Here is a 17,120-nt window from a genome sequence, read left to right as displayed (position 1 = left end):
CGAATGATTCAACACGACTGTCAGGAAACGAGTACTGCTTGTGAACTCCAGCGACAACGCGGCATCATCGTCCCCCGCATCCCCCTCCCCCAAAACCGGCCGGAAGCCGGCCCGCAAGACCAGGCGCCTCCGCGTCGACGACGTCCTCGTCGTGAAGCGGTCGCGCATCCGCACCGCCATCTCGGGCACCGTCGTCGGCAACTTCATGGAGTGGTTCGACTTCGGCATCTACGGCTACCTCGCGGTCACGATGACCGTCGTCTTCACCGAGGGACTCCCTCCTGAGGCCGGCATCCTCGTCACCCTGTTCGGTTTCGCCGTGTCGTTCCTCGTGCGTCCGCTCGGCGGGCTCGTGCTCGGACCGCTCGGCGACAAGATCGGCCGGAAGAAGATCCTCTTCCTCACGATGTCGATGATGGCCGCGGCGACCGCCCTCATCGGCGTGCTGCCGACCGCCGCCCAGATCGGGCTGTGGGCCATCGCCCCGCTGTACCTCCTCAAGATGATCCAGGGATTCTCGACCGGTGGTGAGTACGCCGGCGCGTCCACCTACGTCGCCGAGTTCTCACCCGACCGTCGCCGCGGGTTCTGGGCCTCCTGGCTCGACGTCGGGTCCTACGTCGGCTTCGCGGCCGGTGCCGGGACCGTCGCCCTCACCACGCTGATCGCGGAGGGCCTCGCCGGCCCCGACGCGATGACCGAGTTCGGTTGGCGCATCCCGTTCCTCATCGCCCTGCCGCTCGGCGCGGTGGCGGTGTGGTTCCGCCTCAAGATCCCCGAGACCCCGGCCTACGAGGTCGCCGAGACCGCCGGCGGCATCGAGGCGGAGCACGAGGACCCCATGGCCCGCCAGGGCGTCTTCGGGATCTTCCGTCACTTCTGGCGCCAGATCCTCATCGCGATGGCGATCGTCGCCGCGACGAACACCGCCGGCTACGCGCTCACGAGCTACATGCCGACCTACCTCGAGAAGGACGTCGGCGTCTCCAACCTGACGGCGGCGGTCGCGACCATCCCGGTCCTGCTCATCATGTCCGCCTGCCTGCCGCTCGTCGGCCGGATGTCCGACAAGCTCGGCCGCAAGCCCGTCTACCTCATGGCCGTCGGTGCGACCCTCGCCCTCATGGTGCCGGCGTTCGCGGTCATGCAGATCGGTGAGATCTGGGCCATCTTCATCGCCCTCTTCATGGTGGCCGCCCCGGTCGCGCTGTGGGCGGGACCGTCCGCGGCCTCGCTGCCGGCGTTCTTCCCGACGGCGTCCCGCTTCGGCGCGATGGCGATCGCCTACAACCTGTCGGTCTCGCTCTTCGGCGGCACGACGCCGCTGTTCAGCGAGTTCCTCATCCAGCTCACCGGCAACACCTTCATGCCCGCGTTCTACATCATGTTCTTCGCGGCGGTGGCGGGCGTCGGCGTGCTCACGATGCGGGAGACGGCTCGTCGCCCGCTCATCGGCTCGGTGCCGACGGTCGAGACGCAGGCCGAGGCGGTGGAACTCGTCAAGGGGCAGGACGACAACCCGCTCATCGACACCCACACGATGCCGCTCGACATCCTGCCGCCCGCGTCGACCACCGGTGCCGCGGCGGACGGCCAGGACGGACGCGTCACGACGCCCGCCGGCTAGCGGACTCGTCGACGCGTCCGTCGAGGACGACGCGTTCGGTGATCACGATCGGGGCGGGTGCGCGGTGCGCATCCGCCCCGTCGCGTCCGACCCGTTCGAGGAGCGCGGCCTGCCAGCCGCCGCTCGCGACCGGCTTCGCCGAGGCAGACGGCACGGACGGCTCCACCTGCACCTCCGACGTCGTCGACGGCTCGAGCTGCGCGACCGACCCACGATCCTCGACGAGCGCCTCCTGGATGATCCGTCGGGGATCGAACTGTCGAGGGTCGAGGCGTTTCCACTCGGTCGGGTCGAACTCGGGGCCCAGTTCCTCGGCGGCTCGCGCCTTGGTCGTCGCGACGAGGTCGCGGACCGTGCGGACGAGCACCCCGAGTCGCTCGGCGTACACCGGCAACTGTTTCGGGCCGATGAGCACGGCCGCGAGGATGCCGATGACGATCAGCTTGTCCATGGTGAGTCCGAACACGATGCGCTCCGATGATCAGGCGGCAGGCGTGTCGGCGCGAGTGTCGGTGTCGGCCGACACCTCGTCCTTCAGGATGCGCGCTGACTGCCCGACGCTGCGGGCGAGGCTGGGGAGTTTCGCCGCGCCGAAGAACAGCAGGATGACGGCGAGGACGATGAGGGCGTGCCAGCCCGTGAGGTTCTGGAGGAATCCCATGACGGGTCCTTTCGGGTCGATACGGGATGGGTCGGGGATGCGAGGAGACGCGGCGCGGTCAGCGGCCGCTCGGGGGCGTCCCTCCGCCACCGCCGGCCCCACCACCACCGGACGGAGCGGCGCCGGCGGTCGGCGTCGTCGTGGTGTCCACGCGGACGGTGAGCGCCACCTGGTACCCGGAGGTCGCGTCGCCCGACACCGTCGCGAGTTGCAGGGCACCGCCGTCGTCACCGAAGACGTTGTCGTCGTCGAGACTCACCTGGGCCAGGTTCGCGCTCGAACCGTCGTAGTCCGACAGCGCGTAGACGGTGTCGCACGCCGCCTGCGGGAGGGCGACCTGCGAGGTCGCGATCGCGTTCGCGGAGTCGGAGATGTCGTTCACCGTGGGGTACACCTCGAAGTGGATGTGCGGCCACCGGCCCGAGTAGCAGGCCGGGAAGATCGAGGTGTACGAGACGGTCCCCGAGCTGTCGGCGACCTGGACGCCGCGGAGGTAGGTCTCGTCCTCGATCCCGTCGGAGTACATCGAGTAGCCGCCCGATGCGTCGCAGTGCCAGACGTAGACGGCGACGTCAGCGAACGGGGTGTCACCGTTCGCCATGTCGAGGATGGTGAGCGAGAGGGCCATGGGGACCCCGCTCGCGGTGGTGCCGGACCCGATGCTCGACCGGATGTCGCTGCGGACGATGCCGGACTCCTCGAGCACGTCGGCTCCGTTCGAGCCATCGCCCGGGTAGGGGCCCGCGGTCTCGTCGGGGATCTCGCCCGATGGGAGGTCGCCGGTCGCGGTCGCGGTGCTCGTGCCGGAACTCGCGGCGCCGGTGCTCGTGCTGCTGCTGCCGGACGCCCCGGTGGAGCAGGCGGCGAGCGCGACGGCCCCGACCCCGGCGCCCACGAGGCTCAGCACCGTGCGTCGGCTGACGAGGGTTCCGAGGTCGAACGCGACGCCCTGGTCGACGACCTCCTCGTCGGCCCGGTCGAGCAGGCGGCCCTCGTAGGCCGGGCCGTCCGGGGTGGTCTCGGGTGTCGGGATCCTGCTCATGGTGCGCCTCGCCTTCGTCTGCGATCGGTGGTCTCGATCGGTGGTGAGACGAGCATCGGCGTGCCGGCTATGGGCTTCCTATGAGCCGTCCATACGTCGTCGATGGGTCTGCTGGGCGGTTGCCGAGCGCGCGTCGTCCCACCAGGCGAGGACCCGGGAACCGATGAGCGTGAGCCACTTCGACGGTTCACCCTCCGGCACGTCGGTGTCGAACCAGACGCGTCCGGGCAGGGGCCGCCCCTGGAGCCAGGTCCCGTCCGGCCGGCGAGCCGCACGGACGAGCTCGACGGCGTCGGCGAGGCGCGGATCCGGGGGCGTGCCGTCGGCGAGCGAGGCGTCCCGGAAGTGGTCGAGGGCGGCGAGGGCACTGTAGCGGTAGCGGTTCGGGAAGACCAGGTGGTCGACGAACGGGCCGACCCGCTCCCCGGTCGTCGCCCGGTTGAGGAGTCGTCGCGTCAGGAGGTACTCCTCGCCACCCTGCCGGGCCTCACGGACGCTCGAGTCACCCGTGTACGCCTCGTACGCCAGGAGACCGCGCACCGCGTTGAGGGTCGAGTGGAAGGAGGACCGCACCGAGTCGCCCTCCTCCGCCTCGCAGTTCCAGCCGCCGTCGGCGAGGCGATGCGTGGTGAACCAGGCGGCGAGCGGGGTGACGTCGACGCCGAGCCAGGCGCCGGTGGCGAGCGTGAACGAGTTGATGCAGACGTCGACCTCACCGCCCCAGTACGGCAGATCGTCGTACTCCCACCGACTGTTGACCGCCAGGCGCTCGGCCGTGTCGGTCAGGGCGGCGGCATCGACGCCCCACTCGCGGAGGTCCTTGAGGGCCCAGGTGGTCCCGACCCAGGGCTGCCCGGGCTCCTCCTGCTCGGCACTGCCGAAGAAACCGGCCGGGAAGTACGCGCCGCCCGCCCACTGTCCGTCGGGGTCCTGATGCGCGAGCAGCTCGGCACCGAACCCGGTCGTCGCGACGGTGCTCCGCGTCGCCTCCCAGACCTCGGGTGGCGCACCCGCCAGGTCTCGTTCGACCTGCCACCGGAGAGCCGGATCGGCGTCGAGCAACCAGTCGAGCAGCTTCGGATCGATCGCCATGCGGGAACGCTACTCCCCGACGGCCCGCTCCGACAGAGCGGATCAGCGCGGATCAGAGCGGATCAGAGCGGATCAGCGCGGGGTGGCCTTGAGCCCATTGGGCGGTCCGTCGCGGTCGGAGGTGGTGCGCGGGACGTCGTACCGCACGAGGGCGTCGGCGCGTTCCAGGCTCGGTTGCACACTCATCAACACCCGCTTGAGCGGATCGATGTCCCAGGCGATGACGAAGTACGCGTCGGCACCACCCCGATCGCGGCGCCGTTCGATGACCGCCTTCGGGATCACCGGGTCGTTCCGCATCACGAGCCACGTGTCGTGGTCGAGGCGGATCGGACGCGGGCGGGTCATGTGTCGAACATACGTTCGAATGTCACATGAGGCAAGTCGACGATCGAGCTGCTTAACTTTGCTTAACCGCTTGACCACCTTCTCGGCGTCCCGCTACGGTAACTGCGTAACCGATTAACCACTCACTGCAGAGGACGTCATGAACCAACGAGGGTTCCACCAGCCGAATGGCGCATGGGTCGGAGACGTCATCCCCTGGCAGGAGGACGGTGTCTTCCACCTCCTCTACCTGCACGAGTCGCGTCGCGTGCCCAAGATCGGTATGCCGTGGCATCGCGTGACCACCCGCAACCTCGTCGACTTCGACGAGCTCGGCGAGGCACTGGCGTCGGGCGGACCGTCCGCGCCGGACTTCAACGTCTACACGGGGAGCATCGTCCTGGGCCCCGACGGGGTCCACCACGTCTTCTACACAGGACAGCACCCGGAGCGCCGCGGTGCCGACGGTCTGGCGCTACAACTCGTCATGCACGCCGTCAGCACCGACGGCATGCGCACCTGGGAGCGCCGGGAGGCCGACACCTTCGGCGCCACCGCAGGGTATGAGACCGCCGACTGGCGGGACCCCTTCGTCTTCTGGGACGAGGACGCGGCCGTCTGGCGGATGCTCATCACCGCCCGACACGCACACGGCCCGGAACGACGTCGCGGCGTCATCGCCCAGTGCACCTCCACGGACCTCTCGACCTGGGAACCCGTCGAGCCGTTCTGGGACCCGCGCCGCTACATCGCCCACGAGTGCCCCGAGGTCTTCCAGTGGGGCGACTGGTGGTACCTCGTGTACTCCGAGTTCAGTGAGTCGTTCACGACGCGCTACCGGATGTCGCGCACCCTGCACGGCCCCTGGCTCGTCCCCGAGCACGACACGCTCGACGGACGCGCCTACTACGCGGCGAAGTCCGCCGCCCGCGACGGACGCCGGTTCTTCTTCGGCTGGATCGCCTCGCGTGAGGGAGCCCACGACGCGGGTGCCTGGCAGTGGGCCGGCACAATGTCGGTCCTCGAAGCGGAGCAGCGTGCCGACGGCACCCTCGCCTTCCATCCGCCGGTCGAACTCCGCGAGACGTTCGGACCCGCCGAGGAGCGGACGGACGCCGTCATCACCTCGGGCACGGTTCTGAGCGCCCCCGACGAGTACGCCGACGCCCTCTCGGACGTGGACGCACCGAGTTCCTTCCGACTGGTCGCCCGGTTCGACATCGCCCCCGGCACGACCGAGTGCGGTGTCCTCCTCCGGGCGAGCGACGACGGCGACGAGGGCTACGTCCTGCGCCTGGAGCCGAAGCGCGACCGCCTCGTGTTCGACCGCTGGCCCCGCTCCAGCACCGGCACGGAGCAGTGGCAGATCTCGGGCGACGTCCCGTTCGTCGTCGAACTCGAACGCCCCTGCCACCTCGCCCCCGGCTTGCACGAGCTCGAAGTGATCGTCGACGGCGACCTCTGCGTTGCGACCGTCGACGACGCGGTCGTCCTCAGCACGCGCCTGTACGACCGACCGACCGGTCGCGTCGGCGTCTTCGTCGGCGAGGGGACCGTCACCGTCGAGGCGTGCACGCTCCTGGAACGCGATGGCGGCGACTCCGACGACGACTCCCCGTCACACCGACTCCTCACCAGCACCACGTCCTGATCCCGGCACCACGCTCCGCCCTGCTGCACCACCACCCGCACACCCGCACCCACCTGTGATCGATCAATGGAGATTCCGACCATGCCAACCACCGCACGCCCCCGCACCATGCGCCCCACCCGCAGCACCGCCTTCGTGGCGCTCGTCGCCGCTGCAGCACTCGCCCTCTCCGGCTGTGCCGGCGGATCGAGCGCCACGGACCCGACCGACGTCGACCCGAAGGGCGACATCGTCCCCCGCGAGATCTCGTGGCTGCTCTCCCGCCCGGCCGACGGCGGGGTGATCACCGCGATGGAGCAGATCGCCGACGAGTACGCGAAGGACCACCCCGGCTTCTCGCTCAACCTCATCACGACGCCCGACCGCCCGTCCTACATCCAGAAGTACGAGACCCTCGCGGCCGCGAACAAGCTCCCCGAGCTCTTCGACACCGACGCGACCCCCTTCGCGCAGAAGCTCGCGAAGCAGGGCCGGATGGTCGACGTCGACCTGCTCCTCGAAGACCTCGGTCTCGCCGACTCCTACCGCGAGGCGGCGCTCAACTATCAGCGGTTCGACGACGGCTCGCTGTACATGGTGCCGTTCGAGTTCCAGCTGGAGTTCTTCTGGTACAACCGCTCGCTGCTCGAGGACGCCGGTGTCACCGTCCCGGCCACGCTCGACGACTTCCCCGCCATGTGCAAGGCGCTCCGCGCCAAGGGCGTCACCCCGATCGCACTCGACGGTCAGGACCAGTGGCCGCTCGAGCGCTACATGGCCTACTACCCGTTCCGGATGGCGGGTCCCGAGTACATCCAGGACCTGAAGGCCGGGAAGGCCTCCTTCTCAGACCCGGCAGGAAAGGCCGCGGCCGAGTGGCTGTACGAGCTCGGGCAGGCCGGCTGCTTCCAGGAGGGCTTCTCCTCGACCGGTTACGCGGACGCGCAGGCGCTCTTCACCTCGGGGAAGGCCGCGGTCTACAACATCGGCACGTGGGAGCTCTCGAACCTCGCGACGGATGCGCTCGACCCCGGCGTCCGTGATGCGGTCGGCACCTTCACGCTGCCGACCATCGACGGTGCCGTCACCGCCGACAACGAGTACGTCACCCCCTCCGGCATCGGCATGGCGGTGAACGCGAAGACGTACGACCCGCTCGTGCGCGACTTCCTCGCGTTCGCCCTCGAGCGCTACCCGGAGCTCTACGCGGCGACGGGCGCCCTGTCGCCGACGACCTCCGCGCAGACCACCGTCCCCACGAACGCGACCGAACTGTACGCGAGCTCCGTGGCGCAGGCGGACGGCGTCGGACCGGCGATCGCGATGCCCTGGGACACCCAGCTCGACCCGGCCACGAACACCCGACTCCAGCAGGAGCTGACCCTGCTCGTGCAGGGCGACATCACGCCGGACGAGTTCATCAAGACGATGGACGCGGCCCTCACGGAGAACGTCGATGACTGAGCTCACCCAGACCGCGGTGGGCGCGGCACCGGCCCGCCCACCGCGGCGGCGGAAGCCGATGTCCACGTCGATGCTGCCCCGCCGGTCGACGCTGTCGGTGCTCGTGTTCCTCGTGCCGCCCCTCGTCCTCTACGGTGTCGCGGTACTCCTGCCGATCGTGCAGTCGCTGTTCCTCAGCCTCTTCTCGTGGGACGGCATCACGGACATGGCGTTCGTCGGACTCGACAACTACGTCAAGATGCTCACCCGGGACGACGTGTTCTGGACCTCCTTCGGCAACGCCCTCGGCTACCTCGCGATCTGTCTGGTGCTCCAGCTCGGCGGCGCGCTCCTCGTCGCCGGACTGCTCACCGCCCTCCCCCGGGCCCGCGAGCTCGTCAAGACGCTGTACCTCCTGCCCGCGGTCATCTCGACGGTCGCGATCGCCATCCTGTTCCAGCGGCTGTACGCGCTCGAACCGGTCGGGCTGATCAACCAGCTGCTCGCATGGATCGGCCTCGGCGACCTCCAGACGGCCTGGCTGTCGAACGTGCAGACGGTCCTCGCGGCCGTGTCGATCCCGGAGGGCTGGCGGTTCACCGGCCTGTACATGCTCATCATCTACGCCGCCCTCATGGCCGTGCCCCGCGACCTCGAGGAGGCCGCCCGGCTGGACGGCGCCTCCTGGTGGCAGATCTTCTGGCGGATCCGCTTCCCGTACATCCGGCCGGTGTGGATCACGACGACGGTCATGGCGACGACCTTCGCCCTCCGTGGCTTCGACATCCCGTACCTGCTGACGAACGGCGGTCCCGGTCAGTCGTCCGAGCTGCTGACCACGTACATGTACAAGACGGCGTTCGTCCACACGGACTACGGCTACGCCAGCGCGATCTCCATGTTCATCGTCGTCGAGTGTCTCGTCGCCGTCGGCCTCATCTTCCTGCTGCTCCGACGGAAGGACAAGTCATGACCGCCACCCTCCCCGCCCGGCCGACCGAACACGTCGCGCCCCCGGTAGCGCCGACACCGAAGCGGAAACCCCGGCACACCCCGCGCGTGCGGGTGCAGCGGACGATCCTCACCGTGACCGTCGTCGCGATCGTGCTCGTCCAGGTCTACCCGCTCGTCTGGTTGCTGCTCACGAGCTTCCGGACGGCGGCGGATTTCGCCGGTGGCAACCCCTTCGCGCTGCCGTCCGAGTGGACGCTCGAGAACTACGCGCGGGCGTTCTCGACCGGCAACCTCGGGCTGAACATCGTCAACAGCCTGATCGTCACCCTCGGGTCGAGTGCCCTGATCGTCATCGCCGGCATGATGGCGGCGTACGCGCTCCAGGTCCTCGGGTTCCGGTTCAGCGGGCTCGTCCGCGGCCTGTTCCTCCTCGGCATCATCGTGCCCGTGCAGATCGCGCTCGTCCCGCTGTTCATCGACTACTCGCAGGTCGGCCTGCTCGACACCCACCTGTCGATGATCATCCCGCTGGCGGCGTTCGCCCTGCCGATGGCGGTGTACCTGTTCTCCTCGTTCTACGAGTACATCCCGCGGGAGATGTACGAGGCCGCGTCGCTCGACGGGGCGGGCCCGTACCGGATCTTCGGCCAGATCACGTTCCCGCTCTCGGTCAACACGATCATCACGGTCGTGCTCGTCAACAGCATCTTCATCTGGAACGACTTCATCTTCGCGAACACCTTCGTGCTCTCGGACGGATTGAAGACCATCCCGCTCGGCCTGCAGAACTACATCGGGGCGATGGGGAACACTGATTGGACGGCGACGTTCGCCGCCGTCTGCGTCACGGTCACACCGCTGCTGCTGGTGTTCCTCGTGTTGAACAAAGCGATGATCAGCGGCCTCGAGAGCGGAGCGACCAAGGGATGAGCAGCACCGACCAGCCGAAGCCCGGCTCAGACCACCCGAAGAACACCTCGGGCATCACGATGCGCGACGTCGCGAAGGCCGCCGGCGTCTCCGTGGCGACCGTCTCGCACGTCGTCAACGACAAGCCGGGGTCGCGGATCGGCGAGGACGCCAAGCGTCGGGTGCACGAGGCGGTGGCGGAGCTCGGCTACCGGCCGAACGCCCTCGCGAAGACGCTGTCCCAGGGGCACTCCCGGTTCATCGGCCTCGTCGCCGACGCGATCGCGACGACCCCGTTCGCCGGCCAGATCATCCACGGCGCCCAGGACGAGGCGTGGCGCCACGGCTACGTCCTGCTCGTCGCCAACACCGACGGCAACACGGCCGCCGAGGAGGAGGCGATCGCGATGATGCTCGAGCACCAGGTCCGCGGGATCCTCTACTCGACCTGGTTCCACCACGAGATCACCGTGCCGGAGGCACTCCTCCAGACCGACACCGTGCTCGTGGACTGCTACGCCGCCGGCAGCGGGCTCCCGGCCGTCGTCCCCGACGAGGAGCAGGGCGGGCGGACCGCGACCGAGGCGCTGCTCGCGGCCGGTCACCGACGGATCGCGTTCGTCAACACGACGACCCCCTCACCGGCACAGACCGGCCGGCTCGCCGGGTACCGCTCGGCGTTGCAGGCGGCGGGGGTGGCGTTCGACGACGCCCTCGTGTTCCCGGCCTCACCGGAGCAGGAGGGCGGGTACGCGGCGACCGCCGAAGTCGTCGGCTCGGGCGCCACCGCGGTCTTCTGCCACAACGACCGCGTGGCGATGGGACTCTACGACGGGCTGCGCGAGCGCGGACTGCGGATCCCTGACGACATGGCGGTCATGGGCTTCGACAACCAGGACGTCATCGCCGCACACCTCCGGCCTCCGCTGTCGACGGTCGCCCTCCCCCACTACGAGCTCGGGGCGGCCGGTGTGCGTCGGCTGCTCGGTCTCGACGCCGCGCTGCCCGCCGGGCCGCAGCTCATCGCCTGCCCGGCCGTCCCGCGGCACTCCGTCTGAGGGCGCGACCGTGCACGACGAGCAGCACGCCCTGCCACGGCCCGGCTTCCACCTGACGCCGGAGCGGAACTGGATGAACGACCCGAACGGCTTGGTCTTCCACCGCGGGCGGTGGCACGCCTTCTTCCAGTACAACCCGGAGGGTGGCGACTGGGGCAACATGAGTTGGGGTCACGCCTCGAGCGTCGACCTGCAGCACTGGGACGAGCATCCGGTCGCCCTGCGGTACACCGCCGAGGAGCAGGTGTACTCGGGATCCGTGGTCGCCGCAGGTCCCGACGGACGCCTCACGGCGTACTACACGAGCGTGTCCACCGACGGTCGGCAGGCGCAGTCCCGGGCGACCAGTGACGACGACGGGCTCACCTGGCAGCGCGACCCGGAGAACCCGATCCTCGACCGCGGCTCGCACGCCTTCCGCGACCCGAAGATCATCCGGTACGGGGACGCCGCGGGCTTCCGCTGGATCATGCTCACGGTGGAGGCCGTGGAGCGTCAGGTCCTCGTGTACTCCTCCACCGACCTCCGCACCTGGGAGCACGTCAGCACCGTCGGTCCGATCGGTCCCACCGGCGTCGTGTGGGAGTGCCCCGACCTCATCCCGCTCGAGGTCGACGGCCGCCCGGACGAGATCCGATGGGTCCTGCTCCTCAGCACCAACCCGGTCGGCGACATGCAGGACCCGGACGGGTCGTCGATGAGCTATCTCCTCGGTGACTTCGACGGCACGGTGTTCACACCTGAGCGGGCCGAGCTGCAGCGGCTCGACCACGGTCGGGACTTCTACGCCGCGGTCGGGTTCGACCGCGCTCCGGACGGTGAAGCGGTGATCCTCGGCTGGATGGGCAACTGGCGCTACGCCGCCGACCTCCCCGCCTCACCGTGGCGGGGCGCGATGTCGCTCCCCAGACGCCTGTCCTTGACCACGGTCGACGGCGAGCCGCGACTCGTGCAGGAGCCGCCGGCCTTCGTCAGGGAACGACTCGCCGCGATCGAACCGACGACCGTCACCCTGTCCTCGGACGCCGTCGACCTGGCGCTCGACGGCGACGGCGTGGTCGAGTTGCGCTGGGATCCGTCGATCACCGGTGAGCTGCGGCTCCGACTGACGGCCGACACCGACGGAGCGGTCCTCATCGTCCACGACCCGGCGGCGGCCTCACTCTCCGTCGCCCGGTCGGGCGGTGCCATGGAGACGGTGCACCCCGACTTCGCCTCCACGAGCATCGTCCCGCTCGCCGGCGACCGTCCGGCGCGGCTCATCCTCAGCCTCGACGGCCCGCTGCTCGAGCTGTTCGTCGACGGCGGTCTCGCCACCGTCTCCGACCTCGTCCTCCTCGGGAGCGGACGACCGACGCTGACCCTCGCGAGCGAACGCGCCAGTCCCGTCTCGGTCGCCGTCGCCGTCCTCGACCGGGCGCCCGCCACCGACCAGGTGCACGCGCTCGCCTGAGCAGTCCTCCACCGCACGATCCAGCACCATCCCCGCCACGGGTGCCTTCGGCGCGCCCGCGGCACCGACGAAAGGAACAGCAATGACGCACGACCTCTCCCGCCGGACCGTCCTCCAGGGCGCCGGCCTCGGGGCGCTCGCCCTGTTCGCGAGTGCCGGTACACCTCTCGCGGCACAGGCGGCGACCACCGCCCAGGCGCAGGCCTCCCTCAGATCGGTGTTCCACATGACGCCGCCGTCGGGGTGGCTCTGCGACCCGCAACGACCGGTGTTCACGAACGGCGCGTACCAGCTGTACTACCTGCACTCCGGCCAGAACAACGGTCCGGGCGGTTGGGATCATGCGACGACGACCGACGGCGTCGCCTTCACCCACCACGGGACGGTCATGCCGCTGCAGCCGGACTTCCCGGTGTGGTCGGGATCCGCCGTCGTCGACACGGCGAACACCGCCGGTTTCGGGGCGGGCGCGGTCATCGCCCTCGCGACACAGCCCACGGACGGCGTCCGGAAGTACCAGGAGCAGTACCTCTACTGGTCGACGGACGGCGGCTTCACGTTCACGATGCTCCCCGACCCGGTGATCGTGAACACCGACGGACGTGCGGCCCAGACCACGGCGGAGATCGAGAACGCCGAGTGGTTCCGGGACCCGAAGGTGCACTGGGACGCGGCCAGGAGCGAGTGGGTCTGCGTCATCGGCCGGGCGCGCTACGCGGCCTTCTACACCTCGCCCGATCTCACCACGTGGCAGTTGCAGCACAACTTCGACTTCCCGAACCACGACCTCGGCGGCATCGAGTGCCCGGACCTGTTCCAGATGCGAGCGGGTGACGGCAGCTGGCACTGGGTCTTGGGCGCCAGCATGGACGCCTACTCGATCGGCCTGCCGATGACCTACGCCTACTGGACGGGCACCTGGGACGGGACGCGGTTCACGGCCGACGACCTCACCCCGCAGTGGTTGGACTGGGGCTGGGACTGGTATGCCGCCGTCACCTGGCCGAAGGCGGAGTCGCCCGACGACCGCCGGCTCGCGATCGCGTGGATGAACAACTGGAAGTACGCGGCCCGCGACGTCCCCACCGACGCCTCGGACGGCTACAACGGCCAGAACTCCGTCGTCCGGGAGTTGCGACTCGAGGCCCAGTCCGGTGGTCGGTACAGCCTGCTCAGCTCACCCGTGGACGCCCTGGCCGGGTATGCGACCTCAACCGTGTCCCTCCCGGACCAGACCGTCACCGGGAGCGCCGTCCTGCCCTGGAGCGGCCGGGCGTACGAGATCGAGCTCGACCTCACCTGGGACACCGCGACCAACGTCGGTCTCTCCGTCGGGCGCTCGGCGGACGGCTCCCGACACACCAACATCGGGAAGGCCGGGGCCGAGCTCTACGTCGACCGCGCACCGTCCGACCTGGCCGGCTTCTCACTGCAGCCGTACACGCGAGCCGCAGCACCGATCGACGCGGCTGCACGCTCGGTCCACCTGCGGGTCTTCGTCGACACCCAGAGCGTCGAGGTCTTCGTCAACGCCGGTCACACCGTCGTTTCGCAGCAGGTGCACTTCGCCGAGGGCGACACGGGGATCTCCCTCTACACCGATGGCGGGCCGCTGACCGCCTCGGGGATCACGATCCGCGAGTTCGGCACGGCGATCTGAGGCGAGCGCCCGCATCCATACGTCAGGATGGACGGATGGATCTCCAGAGCCTTGCCGAGCACGGACGTTGGACGACGGCCCCTGCGGCGGTGACGACGGAGCCGGACGGTTCCCTGCTCGTCACCGCCGTCGAGGGAAGTGACGCTTGGCGGCACACCTCCTACGGTTTCGTCCACGACACGGAGCACGCGCTGATCGCGCCGATGCAGCGACGGGCGGCGATCGAGGTGTCGTTCGTCCTCGACGGCTCCGAGCAGTTCGATCAGGGCGGTGTGTTCCTCCGCTCCTCCGAGTCGACGTGGATCAAGGCCGGGGTCGAGGTGTCCGACGGGGTCGCCCAGCTCGGCGCGGTCGTCACGCACGGCACCTCGGACTGGTCGGTGGCACCGGTCCCCGACTGGCTCGGACGAACGGTCACCGTGCGCGCGAGCCGCGACGGCGACGCCCTCACCGTACGCGCGCGGGTGGACGACGAGGACTGGAGACTGGTCCGCGTCGCCCACCTCGACCCGGAGGCCGACGTCGAGGCGGGACTCTTCTGCGCGGCCCCCACGCGCGCCGGCCTCACAGTCCGGTTCACCGCGGTGCGTCTCGGACCGCCGGACGACGCGCTCCACGGCTGACCGTCTGCGCGGTCGCGGCATTGCGCTCCGCGAGCTGTGCGAACGCGGTGACGAGCTCGGGCGGCTCGACGACGTCGACGTCGGTGTCGAAGCGGTTCAGGGAGGCGGCGAGCGCCACCCACGACCATGCGCCGGCGGTGTAGCGCGTGCGGTCCGGGCCGAGGGGCCCGGCGGTGCCGTCGCCGACGAACGGTCGGACCGCCTCGAACGGCAGGTGGAGCACGACGGTGCCGACACAGGGCCAGGCGTCGGTCTGCTCTGAACCCTTGAACCTCGCCGCCACGAACGCCTGCACGTCTCCACCCGGCACCTCACGCGGACGGAACCGCGGTCCGGTCGGCGTCCTCGGCACGATGCGGTCGGCGCGGAAGATCCGCCAGTCGTCGCGGTCGAGATCCCAGGCCACGAGGTACCAGCGTCCCTGGGAGGTGACCAGGTGGTGCGGCTCGACGCGCCGGGGCGGTTCCGGGTCGTCGTCGGATCGCCCGAACCGGAGCACCTCCCGCGCGCGGATGGCCGCCGACAGCGCGAGGAGGACCGGCACGGCCACCTGCGGCGTCGGTCCGTCGCCGGCTCGGGGCACCGAGGTGACGTCGAGGGCGTCGAGTCGATGCCGCAGCCGCGACGGCAGGACCTGTCTCACGGTCGTCAGTGCTCGGAGCGCGGGCTCCTCGAACCCGGATCCCGCGACGGCGGCGGTCTGGAGGGCGATGGTGAGCGCGACGATCTGCTCGTCATCGAAGAGCAGCGGCGGGAGTTCGCTCCCGGCGTCGAGGTGATACCCGCCGTCCGGCCCCATCGTGGCCTCGATGCGATACCCCATCTCCCGGAGCCGGTCGACGTCGCGGCGGATCGTGCGGTGGCTGACGTCCAGCCGGTCGGCGAGCAGGGCACCCGGCCACTCGCGCCGCGCCTGCAGGAGCGAGAGCAACTGCAGGAGTCTGGAGGTCGGTGAGGCCATGGTGCGAGCGTAGTCCGAGTGCAGGACACGATCTGTCCTAGACGCCTGGGACAGTGGTGCTCGACCGGGAGGAGCCCGGCACGACTCGAGGAGCACGCATGAGCATCACGACCACGACCCACCTCAATTTCCAGGGCGACGCCCGCGCTGCGCTGGAGTTCTACGAGTCCGTCTTCGGCGGGCGGACGACGATCGCGAGCTACAGCGACTTCGGGATGCCGAAGGACGCCCCGGGTGCCGACCTGGTCGTCTTCGGTCAGGTCGAATCCGAGGACGGCTTCCGCGTGATGGCGTACGACAGCCCCAGAGCTCCGGCGGCGTCGCTGATCGGCACCGGAACGACCCGCCGCGAGCACGGGACGACGGTCACCGAGCAGTCCTGCTTCGTCGCGGTGCGTGGCGAGACGCTCGCGGAGGTCGAGGTGTTCTGGAACCGCCTCGTCGTCGGAGGTTCGGTCGTCGAGGAGCTCGCCGCGTCCGCCTGGAGCCCCGGTTTCGGCATGGTGACCGACCGGTTCGGCGTCACCTGGGTGCTCGACGTCGCGGCGGCCGGCTGAGGCGTCCACGCACGTCCTGGAGTGGACGGAGAACGGGCCGGTGCGGACATCACGTCCACACCGGCCCGTTCCGGTTGTCAGACTACGGTTCAGCGCACCGTGTCGAACCGCTGGCCCTCAGGCTTCGAGGGCAGGAGGAAGAGGACGAACAGGATGAGGCCGCCGACCGACGGGATGAGCGAGAGGAAGTAGAACGGGCCGGGGAAGTTGGCGTCGTGCAGGCGGCGCCAAGCGAGGGCCAGATTCGGGACGATGGTCGCCAGCCCGATGAGGCAGAGGAGCACGAAGCCCGTCAGGATCAGCGGAGCAGCCTCGGGGATCTCGAGGATGCCGGGCTGGGTGTAGTACGTCCGTGCGCCCGGGCTGCTGTCGAACACGACGGCCTCGCGCTGCGCGGCAGCCGATGTCGCGCCGATCAGGAAGCCCGTGAAGAAGAGGATGTTCGGGATGAGCGCGACGAGGAAGACGAACAGCGTGGCCCACCAGTACTCGCTCCGCGAGGCCCGGCCGGTGAAGGTCGCGTACTTGCGGAGGTAGCGCTTGATGGCCTGCGGGAAGGTCGCCCCGTAGAGCGGGAGCGTCAGGTCGTCCGGGGAGGCGGCACCGCGGATCGGAGCAGGCGCGTATGGCTGCCCGTACGTCGGCATCGCGGGGTATTCAGGGGTGGTGTTGGAACTCATGGTGTCTTTCGATCGAGGTACACGGTACTGAGATCCTGGCATAACACATGACCACCCAAGAACAACTTGCGCGACCGACCGACTTCGGGCATGCTCCGCGGCATTGTTCCCGGTCCCTGAGCCTGTCGAAGGGCACACGAGGAACCACGCGCTCCGGCGATCTCCTCCCGGCCCCCGAGTCCGTCGAAGGGCACACGAGGAACCTCTGCACTTCGACAGGCTCGGTGACCAGGAGCGGCATGCCGGACCACTCCCGTCCGGGAGGAACCTCGTCCGCTCCCTGAGCCTGTCGAAGGGCACACGAGCAACCGCCCGAATCCGGTGATCCTCCACCGCTCCCTGAGCCTGTCGAAGGGCACACGAGCGACCGCCCGAATCCGGTGATCCTCCACCGCTCCCTGAGCCTGTCGAAGGGCACACGAGCGACCGCCCGAATCCGGTGA

17 protein-coding genes are annotated in these 17,120 nt (G+C 69.6%); 10 read left to right on the top strand and 7 right to left on the bottom strand.

The genetic code is table 11. The features are described 5' to 3' along the window. Window positions 1–40: 40 nt before the first annotated feature. Window positions 41–1,627, top strand: coding sequence for an MFS transporter (locus ITJ66_RS17280; protein WP_194645430.1), 1,587 nt, complete (start codon window positions 41–43; stop codon window positions 1,625–1,627). Here ITJ66_RS17280 and ITJ66_RS17275 read toward each other — a convergent pair. From ITJ66_RS17275 to ITJ66_RS17255, 5 genes are all read right to left on the bottom strand, one after another. Next, complete coding sequence (locus ITJ66_RS17275) at window positions 1,608–2,093, bottom strand: hypothetical protein (RefSeq protein WP_194645429.1); 486 nt, start codon at window positions 2,091–2,093, stop codon at window positions 1,608–1,610. The genes ITJ66_RS17280 and ITJ66_RS17275 overlap by 20 nt on opposite strands. 15 nt (window positions 2,094–2,108) lie before the next feature. Next, on the bottom strand, window positions 2,109–2,288 hold the full coding sequence (locus ITJ66_RS17270; protein WP_137243487.1) for a twin-arginine translocase TatA/TatE family subunit: 180 nt from the start codon (window positions 2,286–2,288) through the stop codon (window positions 2,109–2,111). Window positions 2,289–2,346: 58 nt separating this feature from the next. Continuing rightward, window positions 2,347–3,330, bottom strand: coding sequence for an intradiol ring-cleavage dioxygenase (locus tag ITJ66_RS17265; RefSeq protein WP_137243488.1), 984 nt, complete (start codon window positions 3,328–3,330; stop codon window positions 2,347–2,349). Between the two features lie 78 nt (window positions 3,331–3,408). Next, the gene (locus ITJ66_RS17260) at window positions 3,409–4,422 is read right to left on the bottom strand and encodes a squalene cyclase (protein ID WP_137243489.1); all 1,014 of its coding nucleotides are present in this window, start codon (window positions 4,420–4,422) and stop codon (window positions 3,409–3,411) included. 72 nt (window positions 4,423–4,494) lie between these two features. Beyond that, window positions 4,495–4,770 (bottom strand): hypothetical protein, encoded by a 276-nt coding sequence (locus tag ITJ66_RS17255; protein ID WP_079706952.1) that lies wholly within the window; start codon window positions 4,768–4,770, stop codon window positions 4,495–4,497. A 139-nt stretch (window positions 4,771–4,909) separates the two neighbouring features. Here ITJ66_RS17255 and ITJ66_RS17250 point away from each other — a divergent pair, with 139 nt between their 5' ends. From ITJ66_RS17250 to ITJ66_RS17215, 8 genes are all read left to right on the top strand, one after another. Continuing rightward, entirely contained in the window at window positions 4,910–6,400 is a 1,491-nt protein-coding gene (locus ITJ66_RS17250; RefSeq protein ID WP_194645428.1) for a glycoside hydrolase family 32 protein, read from the top strand. Window positions 6,401–6,481: 81 nt separating this feature from the next. Further along, the gene (locus tag ITJ66_RS17245; RefSeq protein WP_228501976.1) at window positions 6,482–7,843 is read left to right on the top strand and encodes an ABC transporter substrate-binding protein; all 1,362 of its coding nucleotides are present in this window, start codon (window positions 6,482–6,484) and stop codon (window positions 7,841–7,843) included. Between the two features lie 70 nt (window positions 7,844–7,913). Beyond that, window positions 7,914–8,795 carry a carbohydrate ABC transporter permease gene (locus tag ITJ66_RS17240; protein WP_137243811.1) on the top strand — a complete coding sequence of 294 codons (882 nt, stop codon included), beginning with the start codon at window positions 7,914–7,916 and terminating at the stop codon, window positions 8,793–8,795. Next, the gene (locus ITJ66_RS17235; protein WP_137243491.1) at window positions 8,792–9,706 is read left to right on the top strand and encodes a carbohydrate ABC transporter permease; all 915 of its coding nucleotides are present in this window, start codon (window positions 8,792–8,794) and stop codon (window positions 9,704–9,706) included. The genes ITJ66_RS17240 and ITJ66_RS17235 overlap by 4 nt, the downstream gene beginning before the upstream one ends. Continuing rightward, window positions 9,703–10,743 (top strand): LacI family DNA-binding transcriptional regulator, encoded by a 1,041-nt coding sequence (locus tag ITJ66_RS17230; protein WP_194645427.1) that lies wholly within the window; start codon window positions 9,703–9,705, stop codon window positions 10,741–10,743. The genes ITJ66_RS17235 and ITJ66_RS17230 overlap by 4 nt, the downstream gene beginning before the upstream one ends. Before the next feature lie 10 nt (window positions 10,744–10,753). After that, window positions 10,754–12,196, top strand: coding sequence for a glycoside hydrolase family 32 protein (locus ITJ66_RS17225; protein WP_194645426.1), 1,443 nt, complete (start codon window positions 10,754–10,756; stop codon window positions 12,194–12,196). 82 nt (window positions 12,197–12,278) lie between these two features. Next, a complete protein-coding gene (locus ITJ66_RS17220) occupies window positions 12,279–13,856 on the top strand; it encodes a glycoside hydrolase family 32 protein (RefSeq protein ID WP_137243494.1) in 1,578 nt (525 codons plus the stop codon). Window positions 13,857–13,891: 35 nt separating this feature from the next. Continuing rightward, entirely contained in the window at window positions 13,892–14,479 is a 588-nt protein-coding gene (locus ITJ66_RS17215; RefSeq protein ID WP_194645425.1) for a DUF1349 domain-containing protein, read from the top strand. On the opposite strand, the gene ITJ66_RS17210 is transcribed toward ITJ66_RS17215, so the two are convergent. After that, window positions 14,433–15,440, bottom strand: coding sequence for a YafY family protein (locus ITJ66_RS17210; protein ID WP_194645424.1), 1,008 nt, complete (start codon window positions 15,438–15,440; stop codon window positions 14,433–14,435). The two genes, ITJ66_RS17215 and ITJ66_RS17210, sit on opposite strands and share 47 nt — an antisense overlap. Window positions 15,441–15,538: 98 nt before the next feature. Between ITJ66_RS17210 and ITJ66_RS17205 the strand changes: the two genes are divergently transcribed. Continuing rightward, window positions 15,539–15,997, top strand: coding sequence for a VOC family protein (locus ITJ66_RS17205; protein WP_194645423.1), 459 nt, complete (start codon window positions 15,539–15,541; stop codon window positions 15,995–15,997). Window positions 15,998–16,086: 89 nt separating this feature from the next. Here the strand turns inward: ITJ66_RS17205 and ITJ66_RS17200 are convergent, their stop codons facing one another. After that, complete coding sequence (locus ITJ66_RS17200; protein ID WP_228501975.1) at window positions 16,087–16,677, bottom strand: DUF805 domain-containing protein; 591 nt, start codon at window positions 16,675–16,677, stop codon at window positions 16,087–16,089. Between the last annotated feature and the right edge of the window lie 443 nt (window positions 16,678–17,120).

The organism is Plantibacter sp. VKM Ac-2885 (assembly GCF_015351205.1).
Lineage (GTDB): Bacteria > Actinomycetota > Actinomycetes > Actinomycetales > Microbacteriaceae > Plantibacter > Plantibacter auratus.
Note: the sequence above shows the minus strand (reverse complement) of the source record. Positions and strands in the feature narration are given on the sequence as shown.